Annotated in this window: 26 protein-coding genes; 17 read left to right on the forward strand and 9 right to left on the reverse strand. The window is 73.7% G+C overall.

All coding sequences use genetic code 11. The annotated features are described in order from the left end of the window. Window position 1: 1 nt before the first annotated feature. A complete protein-coding gene (gene ligD, locus AC1DQC_RS06980) occupies window positions 2–880 on the reverse strand; it encodes a non-homologous end-joining DNA ligase (protein WP_477050498.1) in 879 nt (292 codons plus the stop codon). Continuing rightward, the gene (ligD, locus tag AC1DQC_RS06985; RefSeq protein ID WP_477050536.1) at window positions 877–1,797 is read right to left on the reverse strand and encodes a non-homologous end-joining DNA ligase; all 921 of its coding nucleotides are present in this window, start codon (window positions 1,795–1,797) and stop codon (window positions 877–879) included. Before ligD (AC1DQC_RS06985) ends, ligD (AC1DQC_RS06980) begins: the two co-directional genes overlap by 4 nt. 91 nt (window positions 1,798–1,888) lie before the next feature. Between ligD (AC1DQC_RS06985) and ku the strand changes: the two genes are divergently transcribed. The 4 genes from ku (at window position 1,889) to AC1DQC_RS07005 (ending at window position 4,761) form a co-directional block, all read left to right on the forward strand. Then, window positions 1,889–2,797, forward strand: a complete 909-nt coding sequence (ku, locus tag AC1DQC_RS06990; RefSeq protein ID WP_477050499.1) for a non-homologous end joining protein Ku — start codon at window positions 1,889–1,891, stop codon at window positions 2,795–2,797. Continuing rightward, window positions 2,794–3,837 carry a PHP domain-containing protein gene (locus AC1DQC_RS06995; protein WP_477050500.1) on the forward strand — a complete coding sequence of 348 codons (1,044 nt, stop codon included), beginning with the start codon at window positions 2,794–2,796 and terminating at the stop codon, window positions 3,835–3,837. The genes ku and AC1DQC_RS06995 overlap by 4 nt, the downstream gene beginning before the upstream one ends. Before the next feature lie 145 nt (window positions 3,838–3,982). Next, complete coding sequence (locus tag AC1DQC_RS07000; RefSeq protein ID WP_056027540.1) at window positions 3,983–4,264, forward strand: HU family DNA-binding protein; 282 nt, start codon at window positions 3,983–3,985, stop codon at window positions 4,262–4,264. Between the two features lie 92 nt (window positions 4,265–4,356). Beyond that, window positions 4,357–4,761 carry a Fur family transcriptional regulator gene (locus tag AC1DQC_RS07005; RefSeq protein WP_477050501.1) on the forward strand — a complete coding sequence of 135 codons (405 nt, stop codon included), beginning with the start codon at window positions 4,357–4,359 and terminating at the stop codon, window positions 4,759–4,761. A gap of 9 nt (window positions 4,762–4,770) precedes the next feature. Here the strand turns inward: AC1DQC_RS07005 and AC1DQC_RS07010 are convergent, their stop codons facing one another. Further along, complete coding sequence (locus tag AC1DQC_RS07010; protein ID WP_477050502.1) at window positions 4,771–5,259, reverse strand: DUF6328 family protein; 489 nt, start codon at window positions 5,257–5,259, stop codon at window positions 4,771–4,773. Window positions 5,260–5,352: 93 nt separating this feature from the next. Between AC1DQC_RS07010 and AC1DQC_RS07015 the strand changes: the two genes are divergently transcribed. Next, complete coding sequence (locus AC1DQC_RS07015) at window positions 5,353–6,399, forward strand: threonine aldolase family protein (RefSeq protein ID WP_477050503.1); 1,047 nt, start codon at window positions 5,353–5,355, stop codon at window positions 6,397–6,399. Window positions 6,400–6,455: 56 nt separating this feature from the next. Here the strand turns inward: AC1DQC_RS07015 and AC1DQC_RS07020 are convergent, their stop codons facing one another. Together AC1DQC_RS07020 and AC1DQC_RS07025 are read right to left on the reverse strand one after the other, a co-directional pair. Then, complete coding sequence (locus AC1DQC_RS07020; RefSeq protein WP_477050504.1) at window positions 6,456–9,059, reverse strand: glycoside hydrolase family 6 protein; 2,604 nt, start codon at window positions 9,057–9,059, stop codon at window positions 6,456–6,458. A gap of 176 nt (window positions 9,060–9,235) precedes the next feature. After that, window positions 9,236–10,234 (reverse strand): LacI family DNA-binding transcriptional regulator, encoded by a 999-nt coding sequence (locus AC1DQC_RS07025; RefSeq protein WP_477050537.1) that lies wholly within the window; start codon window positions 10,232–10,234, stop codon window positions 9,236–9,238. Between the two features lie 191 nt (window positions 10,235–10,425). Here AC1DQC_RS07025 and AC1DQC_RS07030 point away from each other — a divergent pair, with 191 nt between their 5' ends. After that, on the forward strand, window positions 10,426–13,128 hold the full coding sequence (locus AC1DQC_RS07030) for a substrate-binding domain-containing protein (protein WP_477050505.1): 2,703 nt from the start codon (window positions 10,426–10,428) through the stop codon (window positions 13,126–13,128). 50 nt (window positions 13,129–13,178) lie between these two features. Here AC1DQC_RS07030 and AC1DQC_RS07035 read toward each other — a convergent pair whose 3' ends face one another. Both AC1DQC_RS07035 and AC1DQC_RS07040 read right to left on the reverse strand, forming a co-directional pair. Beyond that, entirely contained in the window at window positions 13,179–14,921 is a 1,743-nt protein-coding gene (locus tag AC1DQC_RS07035) for a DEAD/DEAH box helicase (RefSeq protein ID WP_477050506.1), read from the reverse strand. A gap of 286 nt (window positions 14,922–15,207) precedes the next feature. Then, on the reverse strand, window positions 15,208–15,621 hold the full coding sequence (locus tag AC1DQC_RS07040; protein WP_477050507.1) for a CoA-binding protein: 414 nt from the start codon (window positions 15,619–15,621) through the stop codon (window positions 15,208–15,210). A 116-nt stretch (window positions 15,622–15,737) separates the two neighbouring features. Between AC1DQC_RS07040 and clsA the strand changes: the two genes are divergently transcribed. From clsA to AC1DQC_RS07080, 8 genes are all read left to right on the forward strand, one after another. Continuing rightward, window positions 15,738–16,322, forward strand: a complete 585-nt coding sequence (clsA, locus tag AC1DQC_RS07045) for a cardiolipin synthase ClsA (RefSeq protein ID WP_477050508.1) — start codon at window positions 15,738–15,740, stop codon at window positions 16,320–16,322. Further along, on the forward strand, window positions 16,319–17,260 hold the full coding sequence (locus AC1DQC_RS07050; RefSeq protein WP_477050509.1) for a DUF881 domain-containing protein: 942 nt from the start codon (window positions 16,319–16,321) through the stop codon (window positions 17,258–17,260). Before clsA ends, AC1DQC_RS07050 begins: the two co-directional genes overlap by 4 nt. Next, entirely contained in the window at window positions 17,257–17,589 is a 333-nt protein-coding gene (locus AC1DQC_RS07055) for a small basic family protein (RefSeq protein WP_370503069.1), read from the forward strand. The genes AC1DQC_RS07050 and AC1DQC_RS07055 overlap by 4 nt, the downstream gene beginning before the upstream one ends. Continuing rightward, entirely contained in the window at window positions 17,586–18,746 is a 1,161-nt protein-coding gene (locus AC1DQC_RS07060) for a DUF881 domain-containing protein (protein ID WP_477050510.1), read from the forward strand. Before AC1DQC_RS07055 ends, AC1DQC_RS07060 begins: the two co-directional genes overlap by 4 nt. Window positions 18,747–18,888: 142 nt before the next feature. Next, the gene (locus AC1DQC_RS07065) at window positions 18,889–19,353 is read left to right on the forward strand and encodes an FHA domain-containing protein (RefSeq protein WP_477050511.1); all 465 of its coding nucleotides are present in this window, start codon (window positions 18,889–18,891) and stop codon (window positions 19,351–19,353) included. 58 nt (window positions 19,354–19,411) lie between these two features. Beyond that, on the forward strand, window positions 19,412–20,200 hold the full coding sequence (gene ftsR, locus AC1DQC_RS07070; protein WP_477050512.1) for a transcriptional regulator FtsR: 789 nt from the start codon (window positions 19,412–19,414) through the stop codon (window positions 20,198–20,200). Between the two features lie 67 nt (window positions 20,201–20,267). Continuing rightward, on the forward strand, window positions 20,268–20,783 hold the full coding sequence (locus AC1DQC_RS07075; protein WP_477050513.1) for a bifunctional nuclease family protein: 516 nt from the start codon (window positions 20,268–20,270) through the stop codon (window positions 20,781–20,783). A 168-nt stretch (window positions 20,784–20,951) separates the two neighbouring features. Further along, window positions 20,952–21,545 carry a MerR family transcriptional regulator gene (locus AC1DQC_RS07080; protein ID WP_477050514.1) on the forward strand — a complete coding sequence of 198 codons (594 nt, stop codon included), beginning with the start codon at window positions 20,952–20,954 and terminating at the stop codon, window positions 21,543–21,545. A 55-nt stretch (window positions 21,546–21,600) separates the two neighbouring features. Here AC1DQC_RS07080 and AC1DQC_RS07085 read toward each other — a convergent pair whose 3' ends face one another. Further along, window positions 21,601–22,365: a ParA family protein gene (locus AC1DQC_RS07085; protein WP_477050515.1), complete on the reverse strand. Its 765-nt coding sequence runs from the start codon at window positions 22,363–22,365 to the stop codon at window positions 21,601–21,603. Window positions 22,366–22,472: 107 nt separating this feature from the next. Between AC1DQC_RS07085 and AC1DQC_RS07090 the strand changes: the two genes are divergently transcribed. From AC1DQC_RS07090 to AC1DQC_RS07100, 3 genes are read left to right on the forward strand one after another with little or no spacing between them, the layout of a single operon-like run. Then, a complete protein-coding gene (locus AC1DQC_RS07090; RefSeq protein ID WP_477050516.1) occupies window positions 22,473–23,117 on the forward strand; it encodes an MBL fold metallo-hydrolase in 645 nt (214 codons plus the stop codon). Between the two features lie 59 nt (window positions 23,118–23,176). Then, window positions 23,177–23,335 (forward strand): hypothetical protein, encoded by a 159-nt coding sequence (locus AC1DQC_RS07095; RefSeq protein ID WP_477050517.1) that lies wholly within the window; start codon window positions 23,177–23,179, stop codon window positions 23,333–23,335. 35 nt (window positions 23,336–23,370) lie between these two features. Then, a complete protein-coding gene (locus tag AC1DQC_RS07100) occupies window positions 23,371–23,871 on the forward strand; it encodes a GNAT family N-acetyltransferase (RefSeq protein ID WP_477050518.1) in 501 nt (166 codons plus the stop codon). Here AC1DQC_RS07100 and AC1DQC_RS07105 read toward each other — a convergent pair. Beyond that, complete coding sequence (locus AC1DQC_RS07105; protein ID WP_477050519.1) at window positions 23,868–24,851, reverse strand: ketopantoate reductase family protein; 984 nt, start codon at window positions 24,849–24,851, stop codon at window positions 23,868–23,870. The genes AC1DQC_RS07100 and AC1DQC_RS07105 overlap by 4 nt on opposite strands. Window positions 24,852–25,078 lie beyond the last annotated feature (227 nt).

Here is a 25,078-nt window from a genome sequence, read left to right on the forward strand (position 1 = left end):
CTCACGCGAAGGGATCTCCGCGCTCGGCGTAACGTGCCGCGACCTCGTCGGGCCCCAGCTGGGTGAGCCCCGGGCCGATCTCGTCCCACCACCGCGGCGCCGCGACGTGCGGGGTGTCGCGGCCGCGCAGGGAGTACGGCGTGATCGTCGTCTTGGCCGGGTGGTTCTGGGACCAGTCGATGAGCACCTTGCCGCCTCGGAGGTCCTTCTTCATCACGGCCACCACCAGCCGTGAGTTGGCCGCGGCGATCTCGTACGCGACGTCGCGTGCGTACTGGCGGACCTCCATGACGGTCTGCGTGCCGGGCAGCGGCGCGTACAGCTGCATCCCCTTGCTGCCCGAGGTGACGGGCACGGTGGTCCCGAGCCCGTCGGCGCGGAGCCGGTCCGCGACGAGGTGCGCCACCTCCGCGCACTCGGCGAGCCCGGCCGGCGCGCCCGGGTCCAGGTCCACCACGAGCCGGTCGGGCTTGTGCACCTTGCCCCGCGGACCCACCCGCCACTGGGGCGTGTGCAGCTCGAGCGCGCCCTGGTTGGCCGCCCACACCAGCCCCGCCAGGTCGTCGAGGAACGGCAGCTCCAGCTCGGCACCCTCGTCGTCGGAGTTGGGCGCGGCCCGCAGCGTCTGGCGGCGCACCCAGTCGGGAGCGCCGCGCGGCGTGTTCTTCTCGAAGAACTTCTCGCCCGCCACGCCGTCGGGCCACCGGATCCGGGTGACCGGACGGTCCTTCAGCTGCGCCAGGAGCGCGGGCGCCACCTGCACGAGGTAGTTCATGACCTCGGCCTTGGTCGTGCCCGTCGACGGGTACATGACCTTCTCCAGGTGGCTGACCCGGACCTGCCGGCCCCCCACGTCGACCATCTGTCGCTCGGGTGTCACGGCTGCTCCCATGGGTCGGCGTCGGTGTCGGTGCGCACGCCCCGGACCACCGGCTGACGCAGCCGGCCCGTGGGCGTCCGGGTCAGGTACAGGGTGTCGACGACCACGGTCGGCTCCACCCACCGGGTGCCGCGCGCGTCGATCGCGGGCACCTCGTCGTCGAACGGGGAGTCCGCCCGCGGCTGCAGCAGACGCTCCAGCTCGGCGGCCCGCTTGCCCGTCAGCCCGCTGCCGGCGCGCCCGAGGTAGCGCAGGGCGCCGGCGGAGTCCCGGGCGCCGAACAGCACGGCACCCAGCCGGCCGGAGCCATTGGTCTCCTCGCGCCAGCCGCCGACGAGCGCCGCCCGGGTGCTGCGGTGCGGCGCCTTGACCCAGTCGGGTGACCGGCGGCCGGGCTGGTACACCGACGACCGCCGCTTCGCGACGACGCCCTCGAGCCCCAGCTGCTTGGTGATGCCCCACAGCTCCGCGCCGTCGGGGTAGACGGGGGAGAGCTCGACACGGTCGGGCAGCGCGAGGCGGGACAGCGTCTCGCGGCGCTCGTCGTAGCTGCTCCGGGTGAGGTCGACGCCGTCGAGGCGCAGGACGTCGAACACGAGGAACGTCACCGGGCGTTGCGCGGCGAGCGCCTCGGCGCGGCGGGGATCGCGCACGTGCATCCGGTCGGCGAGGGCGCTGAACGACGGGATCCCGTCGGCCATCAGGACGATCTCGCCGTCCAGCACCGCGTCCGGCACCGCGGCCAGGCCGGTCAGCTCGGGGTAGGCGAGGGTGATCTCCCGCTCGTTGCGGCTCCAGAGGCGCAGGCGGCCCGACCTGGTGTCCGCGAGGGCACGGACGCCGTCCCACTTGACCTCGTACGCCCACTCGGGCCCGCGCGGAAGCTCCGCCGGACCGGTCGCAGGGGTGGCGAGCATGGGCTCCACGGGTCCATCCTGCCCATGGAAGGCCGCGCGGGGCGCGGCCGGATGCCGACACGCCCACGAACGACCCACGGAGGTCACGACCATGCGAGCGATCTGGAAGGGTGCGGTCGCCTTCGGGCTGGTCAACGTGCCCGTGCGGTTGTACTCGGCCACCGGGGAGCACGAGGTCACGCTGCACCAGGTGCACAAGGAGGACGGCGGTCGGATCCGGTACCGCAAGTTCTGCAGCATCGACAACGAACCCGTGGAGATGTCGGACATCGCCAAGGGCTACGAGACCGACGACGGCGAGCTCGTCGTGCTCACCGACGAGGACTTCAAGTCGCTGCCCCTGTCGACGGAGCGCGAGATCGAGGTGCTCGAGTTCGTGCCGGTGGACCAGGTGGACCCGATCCTGCTGCAGAAGACGTACTACCTGGAGCCGGAGAAGACCGCGGCCAAGCCGTACGCGCTGCTGCGCGGGGCGCTCGAGCAGGCGGACCGGGTGGCCGTGGTGAAGGTCGCGCTGCGCCAGCGCGAGTCCATGGCGATCCTGCGGGTGCGCGACAACGTCATCGTGATGCAGACGCTGCTGTGGCCCGACGAGGTCCGGGCGGCCGACTTCCCGGTGCTCGACGACGACGTGTCCGTGCGCCCCCAGGAGCTCGCGATGGCGGCCTCGCTGGTCGAGTCCTTGGCCGCGGACTTCGACCCGTCGCAGTACGAGGACCGGTACGCGGGTGCGCTCGAGCAGCTGATCGAGGCGAAGGTCTCCACCGGCAACACCCGGTCCGTGCCGGTGCCCCCCGGCGAGGAGGCCGGCGCCGACGGCGGCGGCGACGTGGTCGACCTGCTCGCTGCCCTGCAGCGCAGCGTGGAGAAGGCGCGCGGCGCGCGCGGTGACGCGCCGGCGGCCGAGGACGAGAAGGAGAAGCCCAAGGCGAAGGCGAAGAAGCCGAAGTCCGACGAGGACGAGCCGACCCCGCGCAAGACGCGTCGCAAGGCCTCGTGAGCGAGGCAGCCGACAGGCAGGCGGGCTCGGTCGCGGCGCTGCGGCGCATCGCCTTCCTGCTGGAGCGCGCGCAGGCGAGCCCGTACCGGTCCGAGGCCTTCCGCAAGGCGGCCGTCAGCGTCGAGCGTCAGGACCCCGACCGACTCGTGGCGCTCGCCGCGTCGGGGTCGCTGGCCGACCTGCCGGCCGTGGGCGCGCGGACGGCGGACGTCGTCGCGCACGTGCTGCGCGGGAAGCCCGTCGAGTACCTGCAGACGCTCGAGGCCGAGTACGCCTCGTCGGCGGCCGCGGACGCCGACCCCCGCGCCGTGGCCCTCCGCGAGGCGCTGCGCGGGGACCTCCACTCGCACACCGAGGCCTCGGACGGCGCGACGCCCATCCAGGAGATGGTGCTGGCGGCGCTCGAGCTCGGCCACGAGTACCTCGCGATCACCGACCACTCGCCGCGCCTGACGGTGGCCAACGGCCTGTCGGCGGCTCGGCTGCGCGCCCAGCTGGAGCAGGTCGAGGCGCTGAACCGCGCGGTCGGGCCGTTCCGCGTCCTGTCCGGGATCGAGTGCGACATCCTCGACGACGGGACCCTCGACCAGGACCCGGACCTGCTCGACCGGCTCGACGTGGTGGTGGCCTCGGTGCACTCCAAGCTCCGCATGGAGTCCGGACCGATGACGCGGCGCATGATCGCCGCCGTGAGCAACCCGCGCACCGACGTGCTCGGCCACTGCACGGGCCGCCAGATCAAGGGCAAGAGCCGCCCCCAGAGCGAGTTCGACGCGCGCGCCGTGTTCGACGCGTGCGCCGAGCACGGCGTCGCCGTGGAGATCAACTGCCGGCCCGACCGCCTGGACCCGCCGCACGAGCTCCTGGCCGTCGCGATCGACGCGGGCTGCGACTTCTCGATCGACACGGACTCCCACGCGCCCGGTCAGCTCGACTGGCTCATGGCCGGCTGCGCGCGGGCCGCTCAGCACGACCTGGACCCGTCCCGGGTGATCACCACGCTGCCCGTCGACGAGCTCCTGGCCCGTACGCACGCGTGACGCGACACGCCCGGTGCACGGATCCCACGGTTTCACGGGTTAGTGTCAGCCGATCGTCCCCGGTTGCCGCGGTCCTGCCGCGCGCCGGGAACACGGCCCGGACGTGGGCCGGCAAGTCCCGAGTGAATACAGAGGAGCACATCCAGTGAGCGTGAACCGCACCGAGCTCGTCCAGGCCGTCGCGGCCAAGACCGGCCTCACCAACACCGACGCGGACAAGGCCCTCAAGGCCTTCCAGGAGGTCCTCATCGAGAACCTCGCCGCCGGCGAGGCCGTCACGATCCCCGGCTTCCTGGCCGTGGCGCGCGCCGAGCGCGGTGCCCGTACCGGCATCAACCCCCAGACGGGCGAGAAGCTCGAGATCCCCGCGGGCTACCGCGTGAAGCTCACGGCCGGCAGCGCCCTCAAGCGCGCCGTCCAGGGCTGACCTCAGTACGACAGGCAGAGCCCTCGGTCCTTCGGGACCGGGGGCTCTGCCGCGTTATAGTGGGAACCACTCTCAGGAAGGCGAGGCCGGTCATGGTGGTGGTGCCGCGACAGACGCGCCAGCGTGCCGAGATCCTGGACCTGCTCGAGGACGTCGACGAGTTCCGCAGCGCACAGCAGCTGCACGAGATGCTCCGGGCCCGCGGGTCGAGCGTGGGGCTGGCCACCGTCTACCGGGCCGTCCAGAGCCTGTCCGAGCACGGCGACGTCGACGTGCTGCGCACCGAGGACGGCGAGTCGGTCTACCGGCGCTGCGAGCAGCGCAGCCACCACCACCACCTGGTCTGCCGCGTCTGCGGCCGGACGGTCGAGATCGAGGCGGGCCAGGCCGAGGCGTGGGCCGCGCAGGTGGGTGCCGCGCACGGGTTCGACGACGTCGACCACACGATCGAGCTGGTCGGCACCTGCGCCGCCTGCCGGGCCGCCGCCGCCTCCTGACCGAGCCGGCTAGGTCCGCGCGCGCCGGGCGATGAGGCGGGGGACCACCCACCACGACGCGATGAGGAGCACGATCGAGCCGATCCCGACCGCGCGGCCGGCCTCGCGCGACAGCACGACGTCGAAGATCAGCATCGCGCTGCCCGCCATGACCAGGGCGAGGACCACGAGCCCGGCCCGGGCGAACCGGCCCCCGGCGACGACCAGCTCGGGCTTGAGCCGCCGGCCGAAGAGTGCGCGGTGCAGGCTCACGGGTGCGACGAACAGCGCCGTGGCCAGCACCGCGAGGACCACCAGCACCAGGTAGAGGCCCTTCTGGTAGTCGTCCAGGTCGGCGAAGCGCTGCTGGAACGGGATCGTCAGCAGGAAACCCGTGAGGATCTGTGTGCCCGTCTGGGTGACCCGCAGCTCCTGGAGCAGCTCGTTCCAGTTGCGGTCCGCGCGCTCGTTGTGGGTCTCCGAACGACCGTCGTCGGGCTTCGCGTCGATCTCGGACACTGTCCGCCTCCTCGCTGGTTGCAGGGATCATGCCGCACGGCACGCCGCGCCCGCACGTGCTGCGCCGCGGTGCGTCGGGAGAGACTGCTCCCCGTGACCCGACTGCATGATGCCGACCGCCGAGACTTCGCCTCCGACAACTACGCGGGCGCGCACCCCGAGGTGCTCGCCGCGATCGCGGAGGCCAACGGCGGTCACCAGACCGCCTACGGCGAGGACGTCTACACGTCCCGCCTGCAGGAGGTCGTCCAGCAGCACTTCGGCAACCAGGCCACCGCGTTCCCGGTGTTCAACGGCACGGGCGCCAACGTGCTGTCGCTGCAGTCCGTGCTGCCGCGCTGGGGCGCGGTCGTGTGCGCCGAGACGGCGCACATCCACACCGACGAGAACGGCGCCCCCGAGCGCGTCGGCGGCCTGAAGCTGCTGACCGTCCCGACGCCGGACGGCAAGCTCACGCCCGAGCTCGTGGCCACGCAGGCCTGGGGCTTCGGCGACGAGCACCGCGCGCAACCCGGGGTGGTGTCCATCACCCAGGCGACCGAGCTGGGCACCGTGTACACGCCTGACGAGGTCCGCGCCCTGGCCGACCAGGCCCACGAGCTCGGCCTGCGGCTCCACCTGGACGGCGCCCGGATCTCGAACGCGGCGGCGAGCCTCGGCGTGCCGCTGCGGGCGTTCACCACGGACGCCGGCGTCGACCTGCTCTCGCTCGGGGGCACGAAGAACGGCCTGCTGTTCGGCGAGGCGGTCGTGGTGCTCGACCCCACCGCGGACGGCGGCCTGACGTACCTGCGCAAGATGGACATGCAGCTCGCGTCGAAGATGCGGTTCGTCTCCGCCCAGCTGGTCGCGCTGTTCGAGGGCGACCTCTGGCTGCGGTCCGCCGCGCACGCGAACGCCATGGCCGGCCGGCTGCGTGCGGGGATCGAGAGTCTGCCGGGCGTGCAGGTGACCCGGCCGACGCAGGCCAACGGCATCTTCGTGATCTTCCCGCCCGGCGTCGCGGACGTGCTCCGCCGGCGCTGGCGGTTCTACGACTGGATCGTGGAGACCGGCGAGGTCCGGCTCATGTGCTCGTTCGACACCACCGAGGCGGACGTCGACGAGCTCGTCGTCGCCGTGAAGGACGCCGTCTCCTGACGGACGAGCGGGGGCCCTCCKGCCGGAGGGCCCCCGCCGTCGTGCTGCCGCCTAGCTCACGCGACGACGGTGCACGGGGCACCGTTGAGGGTGAAGGCGGTGGGCGCGTTGTTCGTGCCCGAGTGCGAGCCGTTGAACCCGATGTCGGTCGACGCCCCGGGCGCCAGCGTGGAGTTCCACGACAGCCCCTTCGCGGTGACCGCCGCGCCGGACTGCGCCCAGTCGGCGCTCCAGCCCTGCGTGACGGCCTGACCGTTGGCGAACGAGAAGCCGAGCGTCCAGCCGTTGATCGCGGCCGTCCCGGTGTTCGTCACCCTGATCGACCCGGTGAACCCGGTGTTCCAGCTGTTGGCCGAGTACTTGACCGAGCAGCTGCTGGTGGTCGTCGACGTCTTGGTGGTGGCCGAGGCCGCCGCGGAGGCTGCCGAGACGTTCCCGGCGGCGTCCTTGGCCTTGACCGTGAACGAGTACGCGGTCCCGGCCGCGAGACCGGTCACGGTGTAGCTCGTCGTGGTCGAGGACCCCACCAGCGTGCTGCCGCTGTAGACGTCGTAGCCGGTGACGGCCACGTTGTCGGTCGAGGCGGCCCACGTCAGCGGGACCGTGGACGTCGTCGTCGTGCCGGCCGCCAGTGCGGTCGGTGCCGAGGGCGCCGTCGTGTCCGTCGTCGTGGACGTCTTGGTCGTGGCCGAGACCGCCGCGGACGCCGCCGAGACGTTGCCCGCCAGGTCCTTGGCCTTGACCGTGAACGAGTACGCGGTCGCGGCCGACAGGCCGGTCACGGTGTAGCTCGTCGAGGTGGTGGTCGCCACGAGCGTGCTGCCCCGGTAGACCTCGTAGCCCGCGACGCCCGAGCCGCCGGTGTTGTCCGTCGACGCGTTCCACGTCAGCGGGACCGTGGTGGTCGTCGTCGTGCCCGCCGCCAGACCCGTCGGCACCGAGGGCGCCGTCGTGTCGGTGACCGAGCCGGACGCCGTGGTGGCCGAGACGGCCGTGGAGGCTGCCGAGACGTTCCCGGCGGCGTCCTTGGCGCGGACCGTGAACGAGTACGCGGTCGCGGCCGACAGGCCGGTCACGGTGTAGCTCGTCGAGGTGGACGTGCCCACCAGCGTGGTGCCGCGGTAGACGTCATAGCCGGTCACGGCCACGTTGTCGGTCGACGCCGTCCACGACAGCGGGACGCTCGTCGAGGTCGGCGTGCCCGCCGTCAGACCGGCCGGCACCGAGGGCGCCGTCGTGTCGGGCGGGGGAGTGGTGCCGCCGCCGATGACCGGGTAGGCGTTGGCGACGAGGGTCTTGAACTGGTCCTCGAACCACTGGCCGGCGAGCGGCGCGTTGGGCGTGGCCCCGGTCAGCTGGTTCTTGAGCTTGGGCGACACGAAGGTCGGGTCGCACATCCGGTCGAACCGCTTGCCCTGGTCGTTGGCGATGTCCGTCGACGCACCGTCGGACTCGCCCGGGGGCTTGATCCAGACGAAGGCGTCGAGGTGCGACGCCGTGTAGCCGGACGGGCTCGCCTGCGGCAGCTCGCCGATGCCCGCGCCGAGCGGGTTGCACCACGCGCCGCGATGCACGCGCTTGTCCACCTTGGACGCGTTGACATAGGTGTTCAGGTCGGTGCTGGTCGACGCGGCGGTCGGACGGTTCGGGCCGCCCCAGCCGTTGCGCGACGTGTCGATGAGCATGCCCAGCGACGACGGGAAGCCCGCCGAGACGAGCCGCGTGTACATGTCGGCGGTGAAGTGGACCTCGTCGAGGTCCGGGTTCCACTCGTAGAAGTCGGCCGACTTGATCTGGCCGCTGCCCACCTGCTTGCTGGAGTCGGGCAGGTTCGGCTCGACCAGCGGGGTGCTGTTGGCCGTGTCGGAGACGAACCCGTCGACGGACGCGAACCCGGCCGTCGTGCTCTTGGCGACGTCGGCGAACAGCTGGGCGGCAGGCCCGGCGTTGCTGTCCCAGCCGAGCCATCCGGAGTGGCCGATGTCGATGTAGTTGTAGGCATTCGGGATGGCGTGGAACTTGTCGAGCGCGTACTTCACGCCCGCCCGGTAGTACGGGCCGGCCTGCTGGCAGAGGGGCTCGGAGTTGTTGGTGACCAGGTTGGGGAGCGAGTCGGGCTCGATGGTGAGCGAGAACCGCAGGTTCTGGTACTTGCTGTCCGAGAGCAGGGCGGCGATGGCGTCGATGTACTCGGTCTTGTAGCGCGCGAGCCCGGCGTCGGTGGCGGGGAGCTCGCCGTTGGACGCGAGGGCGAAGCAGTCGCGGCCGGGCAGGTCGTAGATGACCAGGTTGACCACGAGGGGGCCGGAGCCCTTCTGGGCGAGCGCGTTGTCGAGGTGGAACTTCAGGCCGTTGCCGTCGGCGTTGCCGGCGATGGCACTGATCCGGTCCATCCAGACGGCGGTCGGCTGCTTGGCCACCGTGTGCATCTTGGACGCCAGGGTGGCGTCGCCGGCACGCGTGGCAGCGCTCTCAACAGACGCTGCCCAGGTGGGGTTCACGTACTGCGTGGCGCCGGCGTAGGGGTTGTCGACGTGCGCTTCCGCGGCGCTCGCGCTCGTGGTGATGCACAGAGGTGCTGCGATCAGCGCCATCGCTGCCGCTGCGGTGGCCGCCGCGCGCAAACGCTGCCTCACCGCTCTCTTGCCGTGTGTGGACACGTAGTCCTCCGGATGTCGTTCGGCGTGCCCGGCCGGCCGTCCCGCCCGGGCGCAGGTCGCCCGGGGAAGTCCACGGCGACTGGTTCGCTAGAGCATCACGAGGACTTTCCGGGCGGCACGGGGCGAATCGTTTAGGCCCCGTGCGTTACCAAACTGTGACTCGCATGAGAGCGTTCTCATCTCGACCGCGGGCCGGTGCTGCCGCGCACCGCGAGGCCCCCGATCTGGAGCTCCCGGCGGGCGCGCAGGTCGCCGTCCAGCACCGCCAGCACCGCCTCGCCGGTGGCCGTGCCGAGGTCGCGCTGGGCCGACGGGAGGGTCGTGATCGAGGGGGTCGCGAGGCGGCACAGGGCCGAGTCGGAGCCCGCCACCACCGACAGGTCCCACGGCACCGCGAGGCCCGTCCGGCGGGCCACGTCGAGGGCGGCGACCGCCATCTGGTCCGAGTCGTAGACGATCGCCGTGGGCGCCCGACCACTCGTGAGCAGTCGTCGGGTGGCCACCGCGGCCTCCTCCGCGGTGCCTCCGGTGGCCTCGTGCACGAGCACTCCGCTGGCCGCGTCGAGCACCGCGGAGAGGGCGCCGAGACGCGCGCGGGTGCGGACGAGCTCCTTCGGACCGCTCACCAGGGCCACGTGCCGGTGCCCCAGCTCGAGCAGGTACCGGCCGACGCGGCGGAACGCCTCGCCGTCGTCCAGGCTCACCGCAGCAAGGTCCACGTCGCTCTGACCTGCACCGACGACCACGGCGGGCGCACGCAGCCGGCGGAGCGCGTCGATGCGCGGGTCCTCGGCGAGGATGTCGGTGACGACCATGACGTCGAACCGGCGCTCCGCCCACCACTCGCCGTAGAGCGCGACGGCCGCCTCGGGTCCGTCGACGATCTGGAGCACCAGCGCGAGGTTGCGGGTGGCCAGCACCTCCTGCAGCGAGATGACGAACTCGAGCACGCCGGTGGCCTGGGCCACGGGACCGGCGGCGCCGCGGTCGAAGACGAGGCCGACCGCGCGCGGGCCCGTGCGCATCGACCGCGCGGCCGCGCTGGGCCGCCAGCCGAACTCGTCGGCCACCCGCAGGACGCGCTCCCGCGTCGCCGCCGAGACCCCCGGCCGACCGTTCAGCGCGTACGACACGACGGCGATCGAGACGCCGGCGGCGCGGGCTACGTCGGTGATCGTGGGGCGGCGCGCGGGGGCCGGCGCAGGGGCGGGGGAGGACGGCCCGGACGACGGCGTCGAGGGCGACGCGGAAGAGCCGGGTACTCCAGAGTCATATGCAGGTGTGACCACGATCACCTAGTGTGTCGCCCGATGCGGGTGAAATGCATCATCTCGGCTCCGACGACGTGGGCGAGGGATGTGGGGTCATGGGAACAGTGCGACGCGGGCCGGTCTCGCCGACGGCACGACGAACGATCGGCGTCCTCTCGCCGGTGGTCGGCGGGTTCTACTTCGGGGCCCTGATCGCCGGGGTGGCGCGGGCTGCGCGAGCCGCCGGGCACCGGGTGGTCGCGGTCCAGACGTACCCGGCGGGCCTGGACCGCGAGCGGTACCCCGACGAGTCCGTCCTCGACGCCCCGGTCGCGCTGGGAGCCGTGGACGGTCTGGTCGTGGTCGGCAAGGCGCTGCGCAGCGACCGGCTCGCCTCGGTCCAGCAGTGGGGCCTGCCGGTGGTGCTCGTGAGCGAGGAGCCGCAGTCCGCCGACGACGCCGTCGTCCTGCCGGACAACGTCGGCGGCGTCAAGGCTGCCGTCGAGCACCTGCTCGAGCACGGGCACTCCGCGATCGGCTTCGTGGGGTGCCTGACGCAGCGGGACATGCGCGAGCGCTTCGCCGCGTACCGCGCGACGCTGGCCGAGCACGGCATCGAGGCACCCGACGCCTGGATCTTCGAGGCGTCCGACAACCACGAGCAGGGCGGCGCCGACGCGGCCGCGCGCATGCTCACCCTCGGCACCCCGACGACGGCGGTCGTCGCCGCGACGGACCGGAACGCGATCGGCTTCCAGCGCGCGCTGCGGGCCGCCGGCCTCGTCCTGCCGCGCGACCAGGCGGTCATCGGGTTCGACCACGCCGACTCGGGCGCCCGGGTGACTCCCCGGCTCTCGACGGTCGACGCGCACTACGACCGGGTCGGCGAGACGGCGGTCTCGCTGCTGCTGTCCCGCATGCGCGGCGACGAGGTGCCCGGCGGGGAGTACCGCGCCGCGTCCACGCTCGTCCTGCGCGAGTCCTGCGGGTGCTCGGAGGCCGTCCAGTCGGCGTCGGCCACGTCGGCGGGTACCGACGGTCGCGGCGGCTACCAGGTGCTGCGCGCGCTCGCCGAGACCGCGTTCGTCGGTCCGTCCGGCGTCGGCGGGGCGCGTCGCCCGGGGGCCGCGCCGCGCGAGGCGTGGTGGCACGCCGTGGTCGAGCCCATCGAGACGGCGGCGGAGCGGGGCACGCTGCCGGGCGGGCCGACCCTGGGCCGGCTCGCCGACCTGACGGCCGCGATGCAGCCGCACCCCGAGGCGCTCGAGCAGCTGGTGATCTGCCTGCGGGCCGTCGAGAGCGACATCGTGGAAGCGCTCTCTCGGCCCCAGCACGAGATGGCGGTGCGGCGCGCGGTCACCGAGGTGCTGCTCGCCGTGACCAAGGGCTGCACCCGGTCGATGCTCGCGCGCAGCGGGCAGCTCGAGCGGACCATCGTCGACCAGTACGAGGTCGACATGGACCTGCTGCGCGGTGACGGCGCCAGCCCGCGCGCGCTCGGCTGGCTGCCGCGCGGCGTCCGCGGGCACGCCTGCCTGGGGCTGTGGCTCGGCGCGGACCGGGGCCCGGGCGACCGGGAGATGGAGATCGTCGGGGTGCACGACACGTCGGGCACGCTGTCGCGCCTGGTGGGCGTGCGCACCACCGCGAGCCAGTTCCCGCCGACCGCCCTGACCCGCGCCGGGACCGTCGGCTCGAACGAGCTCACGTTCGTCGTGCCCGTGACGTTCGGCGGCAGCGACTGGGGGCTGCTCGCGATCGACGGCACGGTGGAGACGCGGGCGACGAGCGCGCGCGACCGGTTCAACCACTGGGCGGCGCTGCTCGCCGTGGCGCTCGACCAGGAGCGGCTGCTGGCCAACCTGCGCGAGCAGCGTCGGGCCCTCGAGCAGGCCGCGGCCAGGGAGCGGTCGCTCGCGGACACCGTGCGGGCCAGCGAGGAGCGGTACGCGCTCGCGTCGATGGCCGCCCACGACGGGACGTGGGACTGGGACGTCTCCGCCGGGACGGTCTACTACTCGCCCCGCTGGAAGCAGACGCTCGGCTACGCGGACGACGTCATCGGCGACTCGCCGGGGGAGTGGCTCGAGCGCGTGCACCCCGCCGACCGCGACGAGCTCTCGGCCTCGATCGCCTCACAGCTGGCCGGCGCCGGCTCCCCGCTGGAGCTCGAGCACCGCGTCCGGACGTCGTCCGGCGACTACCGCTGGATGCTGTGCCGGGCCGTGACCGTGCTGGACGACGCGGGCTGTCCCGCGCGCCTCGTCGGCGCCCTGGTCGACGTCACGGAGCGCAAGGAGGCCGAGATGGCACTCCAGCGGGACGCGCTGCGCGACCCGGAGACAGGCCTGGTCAACCGGCTGCTCTTCCTGGACCGGCTCGGGGCGGCGGTGCTGCGGACCCGACGCTCGCCGGGGTACGACTGCGCGCTTGCCCTCGTGCGGGTGCTCGACGGCCCGACCCTCCCGACCCAGGGCCACCACGGCGGCGAGGGCGACGAGCGCCTGGACCTGCACCGCGAGCTGGTCCGGCGGCTGCGGCGGTCGCTGCGCGAGGGCGACACGCCGGCGCGCATCGGAGAGGACGACTTCGTCGTGCTCCTCGACGACGTCGGGCCGGGCGGCCTGCCCGCGCGGCTCTCGCTGCTGCTGGACCAGCTGCGCCAGGAGCTCGGGCAGCGCGTCGCCGTGGGGGTGCTGGGGAGCATCCGGGGCTTCCGCGACGTCGGCGAGGTGCTCCGCGAGGCGGACATCACCCTGCTGCGCGGGGCGTCGCGCTCCGGCCGGCCGGAGTCCAGGCCGGGATCGGTGCTCAGGTAGCACGACGCCCCTGCCTCCCGGACGGGAGACAGGGGCGAGACGCGGTGCGATCAGCTGCGGCCGCGGGCCGGGCCGTGCGTCGGGCGCGAGGCGCCGTGGCCCGGGCGCGGGCCCGAGTCGAGACGGATCCGCAGGGGACGGCCGGCGACGCGGGTGCGGGCCAGCCGGTCGATCGTGTCGGCGGAGAGGCCGGCCGGGATGTCGACCAGCGCGAAGCTGCCGAAGATGTCGATCTTGCCGACGTCCTTGCCGGTCAGCCCGCCCTCACCGGTGAGCGCGCCCACGAGGGCGCCCGGCTGGAGGCCGTCGCGGTGCCCGACGGCGACGCGCCAGCGCGGCGAGCCCCCGGCGATGTGCGTGTCGGCGCGACGACGCTCGCCGCGCTCGGGACGGTCGTAGCTGCGCTCGGCGTCCCGCTCGCGGCCGCCACCGGTGAGGTGGGCGCGCGAGAGGGCGTCGTCGAGGTCGTCACCGTGCTGGACCGCCTGCGGACCCTCGTCGCCGACCGCGAGCGCCGTGACGACGGCGAGCAGGTCGACGGGGTCGACGTCCGGGTTCTGCGCCAGGTGCACCGCGATGGCCTCGCGGTACAGGTCCAGGCGACCGAGCTCGGCACGGGCCCCCGTGCGGGCCAGCAGCGCTTGCACGCGGTGCGCGGACACCTCGGCCGGCGAGGGGATCTCCACCTGCTGGAGCGACTGGCGCGTGGTGCGCTCGATCTGGCGCAGGCGCGACTGCTCCGACGGCGTGACGAAGGACAGCGCCTCGCCCTCGCGGCCCGCGCGGCCGGTCCGGCCGATGCGGTGCACGTAGGTCTCGGGCTCGCGCGGCACGTCGAAGTTCACGACGAGGCCGATGCGGTCGACGTCGAGGCCGCGCGCCGCGACGTCGGTGGCGACGAGCACGTCGAGCGCGCCGGTCCGCAGGCGGTCGACGATCTTCTCGCGCTCGGTCTGCGCGACGTCGCCGGAGATGTACGCCGCCGAGATGCCGCGCTCGATCAGCGCGCTGCCGACCTCCTCGGCCGCCCCACGGGTGCGGACGAAGACGATGGCGGCGTCGGCCTCGGACACGGCGAGCACGCGGGCGAGCGCGCCGGTCTTGTGGCGGTGCGGGACGACGGCGTACGTCTGGCGGACGCTGGTGACCGTGGAGGCCTGACGCGAGACGGTGATCTCGACGGGTCGGTTGAGGTGCTGCTCGGCGACCCGGCGGATCTGCGGCGGCATCGTCGCGGAGAACAGGGCGACCTGACGCTCCCGGGGCGCGGCGGACAGGACCTTGTCGACGTCCTCGGCGAAGCCCATGCGCAGCATCTCGTCGGCCTCGTCCAGCACGAGGAAGCGGACCTGGTCCATCTTCAGCGTGCGGCGGTCGAGGTGGTCGAGCACGCGGCCGGGGGTGCCGACGACGACCTGGGCACCGCGCGACAGCGCGCGCTGCTGCGGGAGGAACGGCGAGCCGCCGTACACCGCGAGCACGTTCAGCCCCGGCAGGTGCGTCGCGAACGACTGGATGGCGTCGGCGACCTGCATGGCGAGCTCGCGCGTCGGGGTGAGCACGACGGCCTGCACGGCCGGGAGGTCGTAGTCGATGGCGGCCAGCAGCGGCAGGCCGAACGCGGCGGTCTTGCCGGTGCCGGTCTGGGCGACGCCGACGATGTCGCGGCCGCTCAGCAGGGCGGGGACGGCCTGCGCCTGGATGGCGGAAGGAGTGGTGAAGCCGAGGTCCGCGATCGCGGCCTGGAGTGCCGGGGGAAGACCCAGCTCGTCGAAGGTGCCGTTCTCGGGCATGGCGGAAGGCGCAACAGAACTCATGAAGAGGGGGAACCGATCATCGCGGGGCGGAGCCCTGAACCGTGCACCGGGTCGGCGAACAGCGGGTCGCAGCCCCGGACCACCCAGTGGCAACCGCTGACGCGGATGCCTAGACCACACGACGCGAGGCGGGCCCCGACCGGCTCAGCGGTGGTGGCGACGCCTCGAAGGGGGACGCGACGAACTCCAGATTCACCGAGGAGTCTACCGGGCGGACGTGTCCCGTGGCGGGAGGGCGCGGGTGACGTCGCGCACAACGCCGTCACAGACCGCGGCGCGGACCCTCGATCGCCGGGCAGGCATCCATCACGACGTCGAGGCCCGCGGCACGCGCGCGCTCGGCGGCGCCCTCGTCCACGACGCCGAGCTGGAGCCAGACCGCACCGGCCCCCGCGGCGATCGCCTGGTCGACGACCTCGCCCGCCAGAGCGCTGTTCACGAAGACGTCGACCACGTCGATCGGGCTGCCGGCCTCGGTGAGCGTGCGGACGCCGGGCTCGCCGTGCACGGTGTCCGCCCGGGGGTGCACCGGCACGATCGTGTGGCCGAGCGACTGCACGTACCTGGCCACGCCGTACGCGGCCCGGGCGCTGTTGGCCGAGAGGCCGACCACCGCCCACCGGCCGGGCGCGGTCAGCAGTCGGGTGATCACGTCCGGGTCGTTGCTGTGGGCCACTCCCGCACTCTGGCACCCGGACGGGGGATGTGCGCGCCGACGTCCTGGGTGGTCCCGCGCGACGCATAGGATCGACGCCGCCAGGACGGAAGGGCGGCACGGTGACGGGGGACGCAGTGACGAGCAACGACGTCGTCTCCACGCGGGTGCTGACCGTCCCCAACGCGATCAGCTTCGTGCGGCTGCTTCTGGTCCCCGTGTTCGCGGTGCTCCTCGTGCAGGGGCACGACGGCTGGGCCGTGGTGGTGCTCGCGGTGTCCGGGGCCAGCGACTGGTTGGACGGTGTGCTGGCCCGCCGGCTCGGCCAGGTCTCGCGCCTCGGCCAGCTGCTCGACCCGGCCGCGGACCGGCTCTTCATCATCGTCACGCTCGTCGCCCTGGCGTGGCGCGACGTCGTGCCTTGGTGGCTGCTCGGCGTGCTCGTGCTGCGCGACGTGGTCCTCGCCGTGATGCTCGTCGTGCTCGCCCGGGCCGGCTACGCGCCGCTCCCGGTCCACCTGGCCGGGAAGGCCGGCACCTTCGCGCTCCTGTACGCCTTCCCGCTGCTGCTGCTCGCGCAGTGGGACTCGTGGGTGGGCACGGTCGCCGGCGTGGCGGGCTGGGCGTTCGCGCTGTGGGGCGTCGCTCTCTACTGGTTCTCCGCCGTGCTCTATCTCGCCCAGGCCCGCCACCTGCTGCGCGACGCGGGCGAGCCGGCATGAGCACCCGTCACGGCTCCGGCCCCCCGCGGGCGGTCGCGGGGCCGCCGGACGCGTCGATGACGCTGATCACCGAGTTCTACCGGCGCCCGCTCGACCCGGGCTACGCCGAGGCCGCCGCCGGCACGGGCCCGCGTCCGACGGCCCGGTCCACCGTCGGCCTCGTCCTGCTCGCCATGGCCCTCGGGCTCGGCGCGACCGCCGCCACGCTCGCGTTGCGGCAGCCGGCCGGCTCGGTGCAGGCGGCGCGCTCGCTGCTCGAGGAGCAGATCAAGCAGCGCAGCGCCGAGGCGGACGCGACCCAGGCGGACATCACCGCGATGACCACGCAGATCGGCACGCTGCAGGGGCAGCTGCTCGGCGACGAGGGACAGGCCTTCCGCGACGAGGTGGCGGCCGACGCGGTCGAGTCCGGCGTCATGCCCGTGACCGGCCGGGGACTGCGCATCGTCCTCACCGACGCACCGTCCGACGACCCCGACACCGAGGACCCCGAGCTGCGCGTGCAGGACGCCGACCTGCAGGTCGTGGTGAACGGGCTGTGGGCCGCCGGGGCCGAGGCCATCGCGGTCAACGGGCAGCGCCTCACCGCGATGACCGCGATCCGCAGCGCCGGGGACGCGGTGCTCGTGGACCTGGTGGCCCTCAGCAGCCCCTACACGGTCGAGGCGATCGGCGATGCGGTCGACATGCAGACCTCGCTGGCACGGTCGAGTGCCGGGCAGCAGCTGGCCACGCTGCGGAGCAACTTCGGCATCGGCGTCCAGCTCTCCTCGCAGAGCTCGCTCGACCTGCCGGGCACCGGCCTGGTCGCCCTGCACGCCGCGACCGTCCCGTCCGACAGCGCGACGTCCGGGGACGACGCGCCACCGTCGGAGGATGTGCAGGACGAGGCCGGTATGACAGAGTCCGCAGGTCCGACAGGGAGGGACGGCACGTGATCGCAGTCATCGGTCTGGTCATCGGCGTCGTGGGTGGCCTGCTCCTGCAGCCCACCGTCCCCACCGAGCTCCAGCCGTACCTCCCCATCGCGGTCGTCGCCGCGCTGGATGCCCTGTTCGGTGGGCTCCGCGCGATGCTCGACGGCATCTTCGACGACCGCGTGTTCCTCATCTCCTTCCTCTCCAACGTGGTCGTCGCCGCCCTGATCGTGTTCCTGGGCGACCAGCTCGGCGTGGGCACGCAGCTGTCGACGGCCGTCGTGGTCGTCCTCGGCATCCGGATCTTCTCCAACGCCGCCTCGATCCGCCGGCACCTCTTCAAGGCATGAGCGTGACCCCCGCGCACGACGGACCGCAGGACGCGCCGCACCCCACTCCGGACGGCGAGCCCTCGGCCGTGCCCCCGGTCCGGTCCGACGCCGAGCCGGTCGGTGCGCAGCCCGTGGTGCCCGACGACGAGCGCCTCAGCGTGCCGCGCGCCGACGAGCCGCTCAGCCTGCCGCCGGTGGTGCCGGAGGACGACGCCGTCGCGACCGACGACGGGCCCCCTGCTCGCGACGACGCGCCCGGCCCCACGGTGTTCGTGCCGGAGCCAGGACCGTCGGCCGAGAACGAACCGCCCGCCGAGAACGAACCGTCGGGGGAGAACGAGCCGGAGCCGCCGACGGCGGGGGACGAGCCGGAGGTCGACCCGGCCGGTGTCGACGGGCCCGGACCGGGCGAGGAGGTCGGCGTCCCACAGGGCACGACCGCCGCCGAGCCGCCGAGCGGCTGGGTGGTGCTCGGCCGGGCGCTGCGGCCGCGGCTGACGACCGCGCAGGTGCTGGCCGGCATCCTCTGCGCCGTGCTGGGCTTCGCGCTCGTGGCGCAGGTGCGCCAGTCCGCGGGAGCGGACCTGGCGGGGATGCGCCAGGGCGACCTGGTGCGGATCCTCGACGAGACGACCAACCGCGGCGACGCGCTGGCCCGGGAGTCCGCCGACCTGGCGCGCGAGCGTGACGACCTGCTGTCGGGGTCCGACCGCCGGCAGGCCGCGCTGGACGCCCTGCGGCGCAGCGCGGAGACCCAGGGCATCCTCACGGGCAGGCTGCCGGCCGAGGGGCCCGGCGTGATCATCACGCTCACGGAGCCGGACGGCGCCATCCGACCCTTCACCATGCTCAACATGCTCGAGGAGCTGCGCAACGCCGGCGCGGAGGCCGTGCAGCTCAACGACCAGCGGGTCACGGCGAGCAGCTCGTTCACCGGCACGCCGGGGGCGGTCGTCCTCGACGGGGTCGTGCTGACCGCGCCCTACCGCTGGATCGCGATCGGCGACCCGGACATCATCGCGCCGGCGCTGCAGATCCCCGGCGGCGCCATGGCGCAGGTCCGCAACAACGGCGGCAGAGGCACGGTCGACAGCTCGGACAAGGTCGAGGTCGACGCGATCCGCGACGTGCCGGACCCGGTCTACGCCACGCCGGTGCCGCCCGAGGGCGATTGATCCCGGTCTGTCTGGCGTCCGTGCCGACGCGAGCGCGAACCCGCTCCGGGACGTGCTGCGCCGACCGGCCCGGTCCGCATAGGGTGTGCCTGACCCCGAGGAACGCCGGTGGTCGACGCGAGGAACGGGCCCGGGAGGTGGCATGAGCGGCGAGGATCCGCAGGTCGGACGTCCCGCCAGCGGACCCGACACGACGATGAGCTTCGGAGCGGTCGGACCGGTCGAGATCGAGGCATCGGCGCCCGTCGGGCTCACTCCGGACGAGGTCGCGGCCGTGCACGCACTGCCGCCGACGTCGGCGCTCCTGGTGATGCAGCGGGGCGCCAGCGCCGGCGCCCGGTTCCTGCTCGACGCCGAGCGGACCGTCGCGGGTCGCTCGACGGCAGCGGACATCTTCCTCGACGACGTGACGGTCTCCCGCAAGCACGCCGAGTTCGTGCGCGACGGGCAGACGTTCGTCGTCCGGGACATCGGCTCGCTGAACGGCACCTACGTCAACCGCACCCGGATCGACCAGTCGGTGCTGCGGGCGGGCGACGAGGTGCAGATCGGCAAGTACCGGATGACGTTCCACCCCAGCCCGCACCGCGACACGGCCGGCGCGTGACCGGCGCGCAGCTGACGCGCGACGGGCAGCGGGTGCCGAGTCCGACCGGCAGCGCGGCGTGACGGGCGCCCGCGCCCAGCGCGCGCTGCCCGCGTCCGCGACCGACGCTTCCTCGGCGGGCGCTACCCCGGCCGGCGAGCACGAGCCGTGGCCCCGCGGGATCTCGCGCCGCGCGTCGATGCGCATCTCCGACGTGCTGGCGGCTCTGCAGATCGAGTTCCCCGCGGTCACCACGTCCAAGCTGCGCTTCCTCGAGGAGCAGGGCCTCGTCGAGCCCGTGCGCACGGCCGCCGGCTACCGCCAGTACTCGCCGGCGGACATCGAGCGGCTGCGGTTCGTGCTGCGCCAGCAGCGCGACCGGTACATGCCGCTCAAGGTCATCGGCGACCGCCTGGCGGCGCTGGACGCGGGCGAGGAGGACGAGGCGGCGCCACGAGCGCGGCTGGCCACCCGCGACGGCGTGCGCGAGGCCGCCGGCACCCGCTGGACGGTCGACGCGCTGGCCCGCGAGGCCGGCGTCGAGCCCACGTTCGTGGAGGACCTCGTCGCCGCGGGAGTGCTGCGCCCGCACGGCGCGTCGTCGTCGTTCGACCCGTGGGCGCGCGACATCGTCGTGGCGGCGGCCGCCCTGGCCGAGCACGGCATCGACGCGCGGCACCTGCGGCAGTTCCGCACCGCCGCCGAGCGCCAGGCCGACCTCGTCGAGCAGGTGGTCGCCCCCTGGCGCGGCCAGCGCAGCGCCTCGTCGCGGGCACGCGCGGGCACGCTCGCGGCCGAGGTGGGCGAGCTCTGCAACCAGATGCACACGGCCCTGGTTCGCGCGGCGGTCGCCGACCTCGCCCCGTAGCGCGGTCGGCACACTTGCTCGCCCTCCAGGGGCGCCGGATCGGCGTCGGGGTCGTAGCGTGGGCGGCATGGGGGAGGACGCCGAGCTCGTGCCGGTCGAGATCGTCGGGGTGCGTCAGCACCTGGCGGACGAGGAGATCGTCGTGCTCCTGCTCGATCCGGACTCGGAGCTGCTGGTCCCCATCCTCATCGGTCCGGCCGAGGCCAGCGCGATCGCGTCCGCCCAGGCGGGCATCGTGCCGCCCCGACCGATGACGCACGACCTCCTGCGGGACGTGCTGATCGCCACGGGATCGGGGCTGACCAGGGTCGAGATCACGCGCCTCGAAGAGGGGGTGTTCCACGCGGAGCTCGTGCTCCGGACCGGGCCACGGGTCGACTCCAGGGCATCCGACGCGATCGCGCTGGCGCTGCGGTTCGGCTGCCCGGTGCTGTGCTCCGCGGAGGTCGTCGCGGTGGCCGGGGTCGAGGTGCGCACGACGACGTCGGAGCAGGACCTCGAGCGCTTCCGCCGGTTCCTCGACCTCGTCACGCCCGAGGACTTCAGCACCGGGGCGGAACCGGACGACGAGCCGGGCACGTGAGGCGTGCCGCCGGTTGCCCGGGACAAACCTTCGCCTTCAGGTCGAAGGTGAGACTCGCCGGTCGCGACACGCCCGGCGGGCGTCATGGCGTCCGCCGCGCCACGGGCCTAGTCTGACAAGCAGCCGGGGGAGCCGTCCGCCGACCGGCTCGCAACGAGTGGAGGATTCGTGACCAGCATCGAGAGTGCCGAGAGCGTCGGCGGGGCAGTCCCGCAGCGCGCTCAGGGCATGCTGTTCGACGACGACCTCCCCGACCTCGACACCGCCACGGGCTACCGCGGCCCCACGGCCTGCCGCGCCGCCGGGATCACGTACCGGCAGCTCGACTACTGGGCCCGCACCGGCCTGGTCGAGCCGTCGATCCGCCCGGCCACCGGCTCCGGCACGCAGCGCCTGTACAGCTTCCGGGACATCCTCGTCCTCAAGGTGGTCAAGCGGCTGCTCGACACGGGCGTCTCGCTGCAGCAGATCCGCACCGCGGTGAGCCACCTGCGCGAGCGCGGGGTCGACGACCTCGCGCAGATCACGCTCATGTCCGACGGTGCCAGCGTGTACGAGTGCACCTCGGCCGACGAGGTCATCGACCTGGTCCAGGGCGGCCAGGGCGTGTTCGGCATCGCCGTCGGGCGCGTCTGGCGCGAGGTCGAGGGCACCCTTGCCGAGCTGCCCTCCGAGCGCGCCGACGAGGAGGACGAGCTCACGAGCGAGCCGTCCCCGCACGACGAGCTCGCGATGCGGCGTCAGGCACGCACGGCCGGCTGAGCACGAAGCGCCTCGACGAGAGCGGTCGCCCCGACGGGTGGCCGCTCTCGTGCTGTCAGTGGCGGGGAGCGCGCAGCGCGCGGTCGAGCAGCGCGTCGAAGGTGCGGGCGAGCTCGGCGGCCGCGGCGCCCGGCCACGCATGCACGGGCTGGGCCGCGCCCTGAGCCTGCTGCAGTGCCGCACGCTCGGGCACCGGGGGAGTGAGCACGAGCGGGCCGTAGAGCGTCTGCAGCTCTTCGAGCCGGAACGCCTGCTCGATCGAGCGTGCGCGGACCCTGTTGACGACGATGCCGAGCGGCTGGAGGGCCGGGGCGGCCCCGCGGCGGAGCTCGTCGATGGTGCGCATGGCCCGGCCCACCGCCATGACCGCGAACAGCCCGGGCTCGGTGACGACGAGCGCCCGGTCGCAGGCGGCGAGGCCGGTGCGCGTGAGACCGCCGAGGGACGGCGGGCAGTCGACGAGCACGAGGTCGTAGCCGTGCACCCATGAGAGCGCGTAGCGCAGCCGGTCGACGTCGTCGCCGTCGAGCCGGTCGTGCGCTGCGGACCGCTCGGACCCGGCCAGCACGTCCAGGCCGTCGTCGGCCCACGAGGAGAGCACGGTCGCGTCCGCCATGGTCGCGGCGCTGGGGGCGTCGAGCACCGACGCGACGTCCCCGCTCTGCGGGCGCGCGCCGAGCGCCATGGTGCTGTCGCCCTGGGGGTCGAGGTCGATGACGAGCGTGCGCAGGCCGCGCTCGAGCGCAGCCGACGCGAGGCCGAGGGTGATCGACGTCTTGCCCACGCCACCCTTGAGACTGCACACCCCGAGCACCAGCACGTGCGACACCGTATCCGGGCGAGGTCTCCACGACGAAAACCGGCGCCCCGACACCCGGGCGGCCCGTCCCGGGGGCACGGCCGCCCTGGTCAGGACAGACTGGACCCATGAGCACCCGACTGACCCGCTGGGGACACGCCTGCATCCGACTCGACCGCGGCGACGACCGGCTGGTGATCGATCCGGGGGCCTTCTCGGAGCTGCCGGGAGCGCTCGACGGCGTCTCGGCCGTCCTCATCACGCACGAGCACGCCGACCACGTGGCGACGGAGCCCGTCGCCGAGGCCGTCCGGGCGGGCGTCGAGGTCTGGGCCCCGCAGCCCGTGGTGGACATCCTGGTCGCCGCGGGAGCGCCGGCCGACCGCGTGCACGTCGTGGCCGCGGGCGACGCGATCACGGCGGGCGGATTCGACGTCGCCGTGCTGGGGGAGTGGCACGCCCTGATCCACCAGGACGTCCCGCGCGTGCACAACGTCGGCTACCTCGTCGCCGGCGTGCTGCACCCGGGCGACGCGTACGTCGACCCGGCGGGTGCGCAGGTCGACGTCCTCTGCACGCCGGTCGGAGCGCCGTGGCTGAAGCTGGGCGAGGTGGTGGACTACGTGCGCAGCGTGCAGCCCGGCCGGCTCGTCGTCATCCATGACGCCCTGCTCAGCGCGATCGGGCAGGGGATGGCCATCGGCCTGCTCGGCCGGATCGGCGGCGCGGGCGACCCGGTGTCCCTCGACCCCGGCGAGGGCATCGACCTCTGAGCTCTCCGGCGCCCGCACACCGCGGGCGGCCGTCGTGCACGTGTCGGAAGGAGATCACCGTGACGGAGCCCGTGGGGCACGAGGTGCCCGAGCTGGAGTACGACGAGAGCGTCCCGCCGCGCCCGGAGGAGGAGATCGCCGACGTCGCGCGCGCGGTTCCCGACCCCGAGGGCCACGGCGGCACGCCGGACGACCGGACGGCACGCGACGAGCCTTGAGGGCGACTTCGCCGGACGTGAGGCATCCTGTGCACGTGATCGTCCAACAGGTGGGGGAGAACGACTGGCGTCTGGTCCAGGAGGTGCGTCTGCGCGCCCTGCGGGAGGACCCGGACGTGTTCGGGGCGTCCCTGGCCCGGGAGGAGCGGTTCGTCGAGTCGCACTGGCGCATGCGCCTGCGCACGTCGACCACGTGGATCGCCGTGGACGACGGGGGAGTCGGCCGCGGGATCGTGACCATGATGCAGGAGCCGGGATCGCCCACCGACGACCGGCACATCGTCTCCCTGTGGGTGGCACCGGAGTCGCGCCGGCACGGTGTCGGCTGGGCGCTCCTGGACGCCGTGCGCAACGCCGCCGCGGCGCAGGACGCCAGGACGGTGTCGCTGTGGCTGGTCGACGGGAACAACGCCGCGGGCGACCTGTACGTGCGCGCCGGGTTCACCCGGACGGGGGAGCGGCAGGTGGTGCCGCGCGACCCTGAGCAGACCGAGGAGCGCTACGTGCTCACGCTCGGTGCTGCCGAGGCCTCCTAGCCCACGCGCGCGAGCAGGTCGGCCGCGTCGAAGGAGCCCGGCGCGGAGCCCGCGGCAGCGGCCCGGCGGGCCAGCTGCTGGAGCATCGCGTTGACCGGCGTCGGCACGCCGTGCAGGCGCCCGAGCAGCACGATCTCGCCGTTGAGGTAGTCGGCCTCGACCGACCCCGTGCCGCGGGCGAGGGACTGCCACGACGACCCGCCGCCCTCGTCGCCGGGCAGGCGGCCCATGTGGAACTCGGCCCTCGCTGCGTCGTGCTCGGCGTCGGGCACCACACGGACGCCCGCCGCGGCGAGGGCGGCACGGCCCTCGGCGTCCGCGCGAGCGCCCAGCTCGCGGGCCGCGGCGTCGCGCTCCGTCCCGCACAGCGCCTCGATCGCGTTGCCCAGGTTGGTCAGCAGCTTGTAGGCCTTCCACGCCATGACGTCGTCGACCACGGGAGCGCGGAACCCCGCCGCCTCGAGGTCCGCGGCGACCTGCGTCGGGGCGGGGCCGCCGATCGGCACCGAGCCCACCCGGAGCACGCCGGGGACCGGGGTGCTGCCGGCCGACACGCGTCCCGGTTCGAGGTGGGTCGCCGGCAGCCACACGCACATGCCGACCACGTGGGCGAACCTGCGCAAGGCGGCTCGCTCGTTGTCGATGCCGTTCTGGGCGCACACCACGGGCAGCACGGTCGCGGCGGTCCCTCCGCCGGCCACGGGGCGGTCCGCCCACGCCTCGAGCGCCGCGGCCGTGTCCTGGCTCTTGACCGTGAGGACGAGCACGTCGTCCGGGCTGAGGTCGACGTCCTGCGGGACGCGCGCCGTCGGAGGATGGACGTGCAGGACGCCGTCCGCCGTGGCGACCTCGAGCCCGCCGGTRGTCAGCGCGTCGAGCTGACGGTTCCTCGCGACGAGCACGACGTCCCGGCCGGCCGCCGCAAGCAAGCCGCCGATGACGCCGCCGACGGCTCCGGTCCCGATGATCACGTAGCGCACGACGCGCACGCTACGCGGACTGCCTCCGGTTGGCGCGGGAGAGCCCTGGGAGCACGAGTGCGGTCGGTGGACCCCCTGGGTGCGGGAGAGTCGTTCGGGGGCCTTCCGAACGGTGGAATGTCATAATGTGCATTATCGGCGTAGAACCCATGTCTGGGTTGGATACACGGGACTGCGCCTCAGGATCCTTGCGACGGCCCCGGTTCCACGCTGCACGAGTGGCTGCG

This window comes from Cellulomonas sp. P4_H12 (genome assembly GCF_056400905.1).

Excerpts from the sequence above, each read along its gene's own strand:
- AC1DQC_RS07030 (WP_477050505.1), top strand. The coding sequence starts at position 10,426 with ATGGGAACAGTGCGACGCGGGCCGGTCTCGCCGACGGCACGACGAACG.
- AC1DQC_RS07060 (WP_477050510.1), top strand. The coding sequence starts at position 17,586 with ATGAGCGTGACCCCCGCGCACGACGGACCGCAGGACGCGCCGCACCCC.
- AC1DQC_RS07075 (WP_477050513.1), top strand. The coding sequence starts at position 20,268 with ATGGGGGAGGACGCCGAGCTCGTGCCGGTCGAGATCGTCGGGGTGCGT.
- ku (WP_477050499.1), top strand. The coding sequence starts at position 1,889 with ATGCGAGCGATCTGGAAGGGTGCGGTCGCCTTCGGGCTGGTCAACGTG.
- AC1DQC_RS07090 (WP_477050516.1), top strand. The coding sequence starts at position 22,473 with ATGAGCACCCGACTGACCCGCTGGGGACACGCCTGCATCCGACTCGAC.
- AC1DQC_RS07035 (WP_477050506.1), bottom strand. The coding sequence starts at position 14,921 with ATGCCCGAGAACGGCACCTTCGACGAGCTGGGTCTTCCCCCGGCACTC.
- AC1DQC_RS07005 (WP_477050501.1), top strand. The coding sequence starts at position 4,357 with ATGGTGGTGGTGCCGCGACAGACGCGCCAGCGTGCCGAGATCCTGGAC.
- ligD (WP_477050536.1), bottom strand. The coding sequence starts at position 1,797 with ATGCTCGCCACCCCTGCGACCGGTCCGGCGGAGCTTCCGCGCGGGCCC.
- AC1DQC_RS07065 (WP_477050511.1), top strand. The coding sequence starts at position 18,889 with ATGAGCGGCGAGGATCCGCAGGTCGGACGTCCCGCCAGCGGACCCGAC.
- AC1DQC_RS07050 (WP_477050509.1), top strand. The coding sequence starts at position 16,319 with ATGAGCACCCGTCACGGCTCCGGCCCCCCGCGGGCGGTCGCGGGGCCG.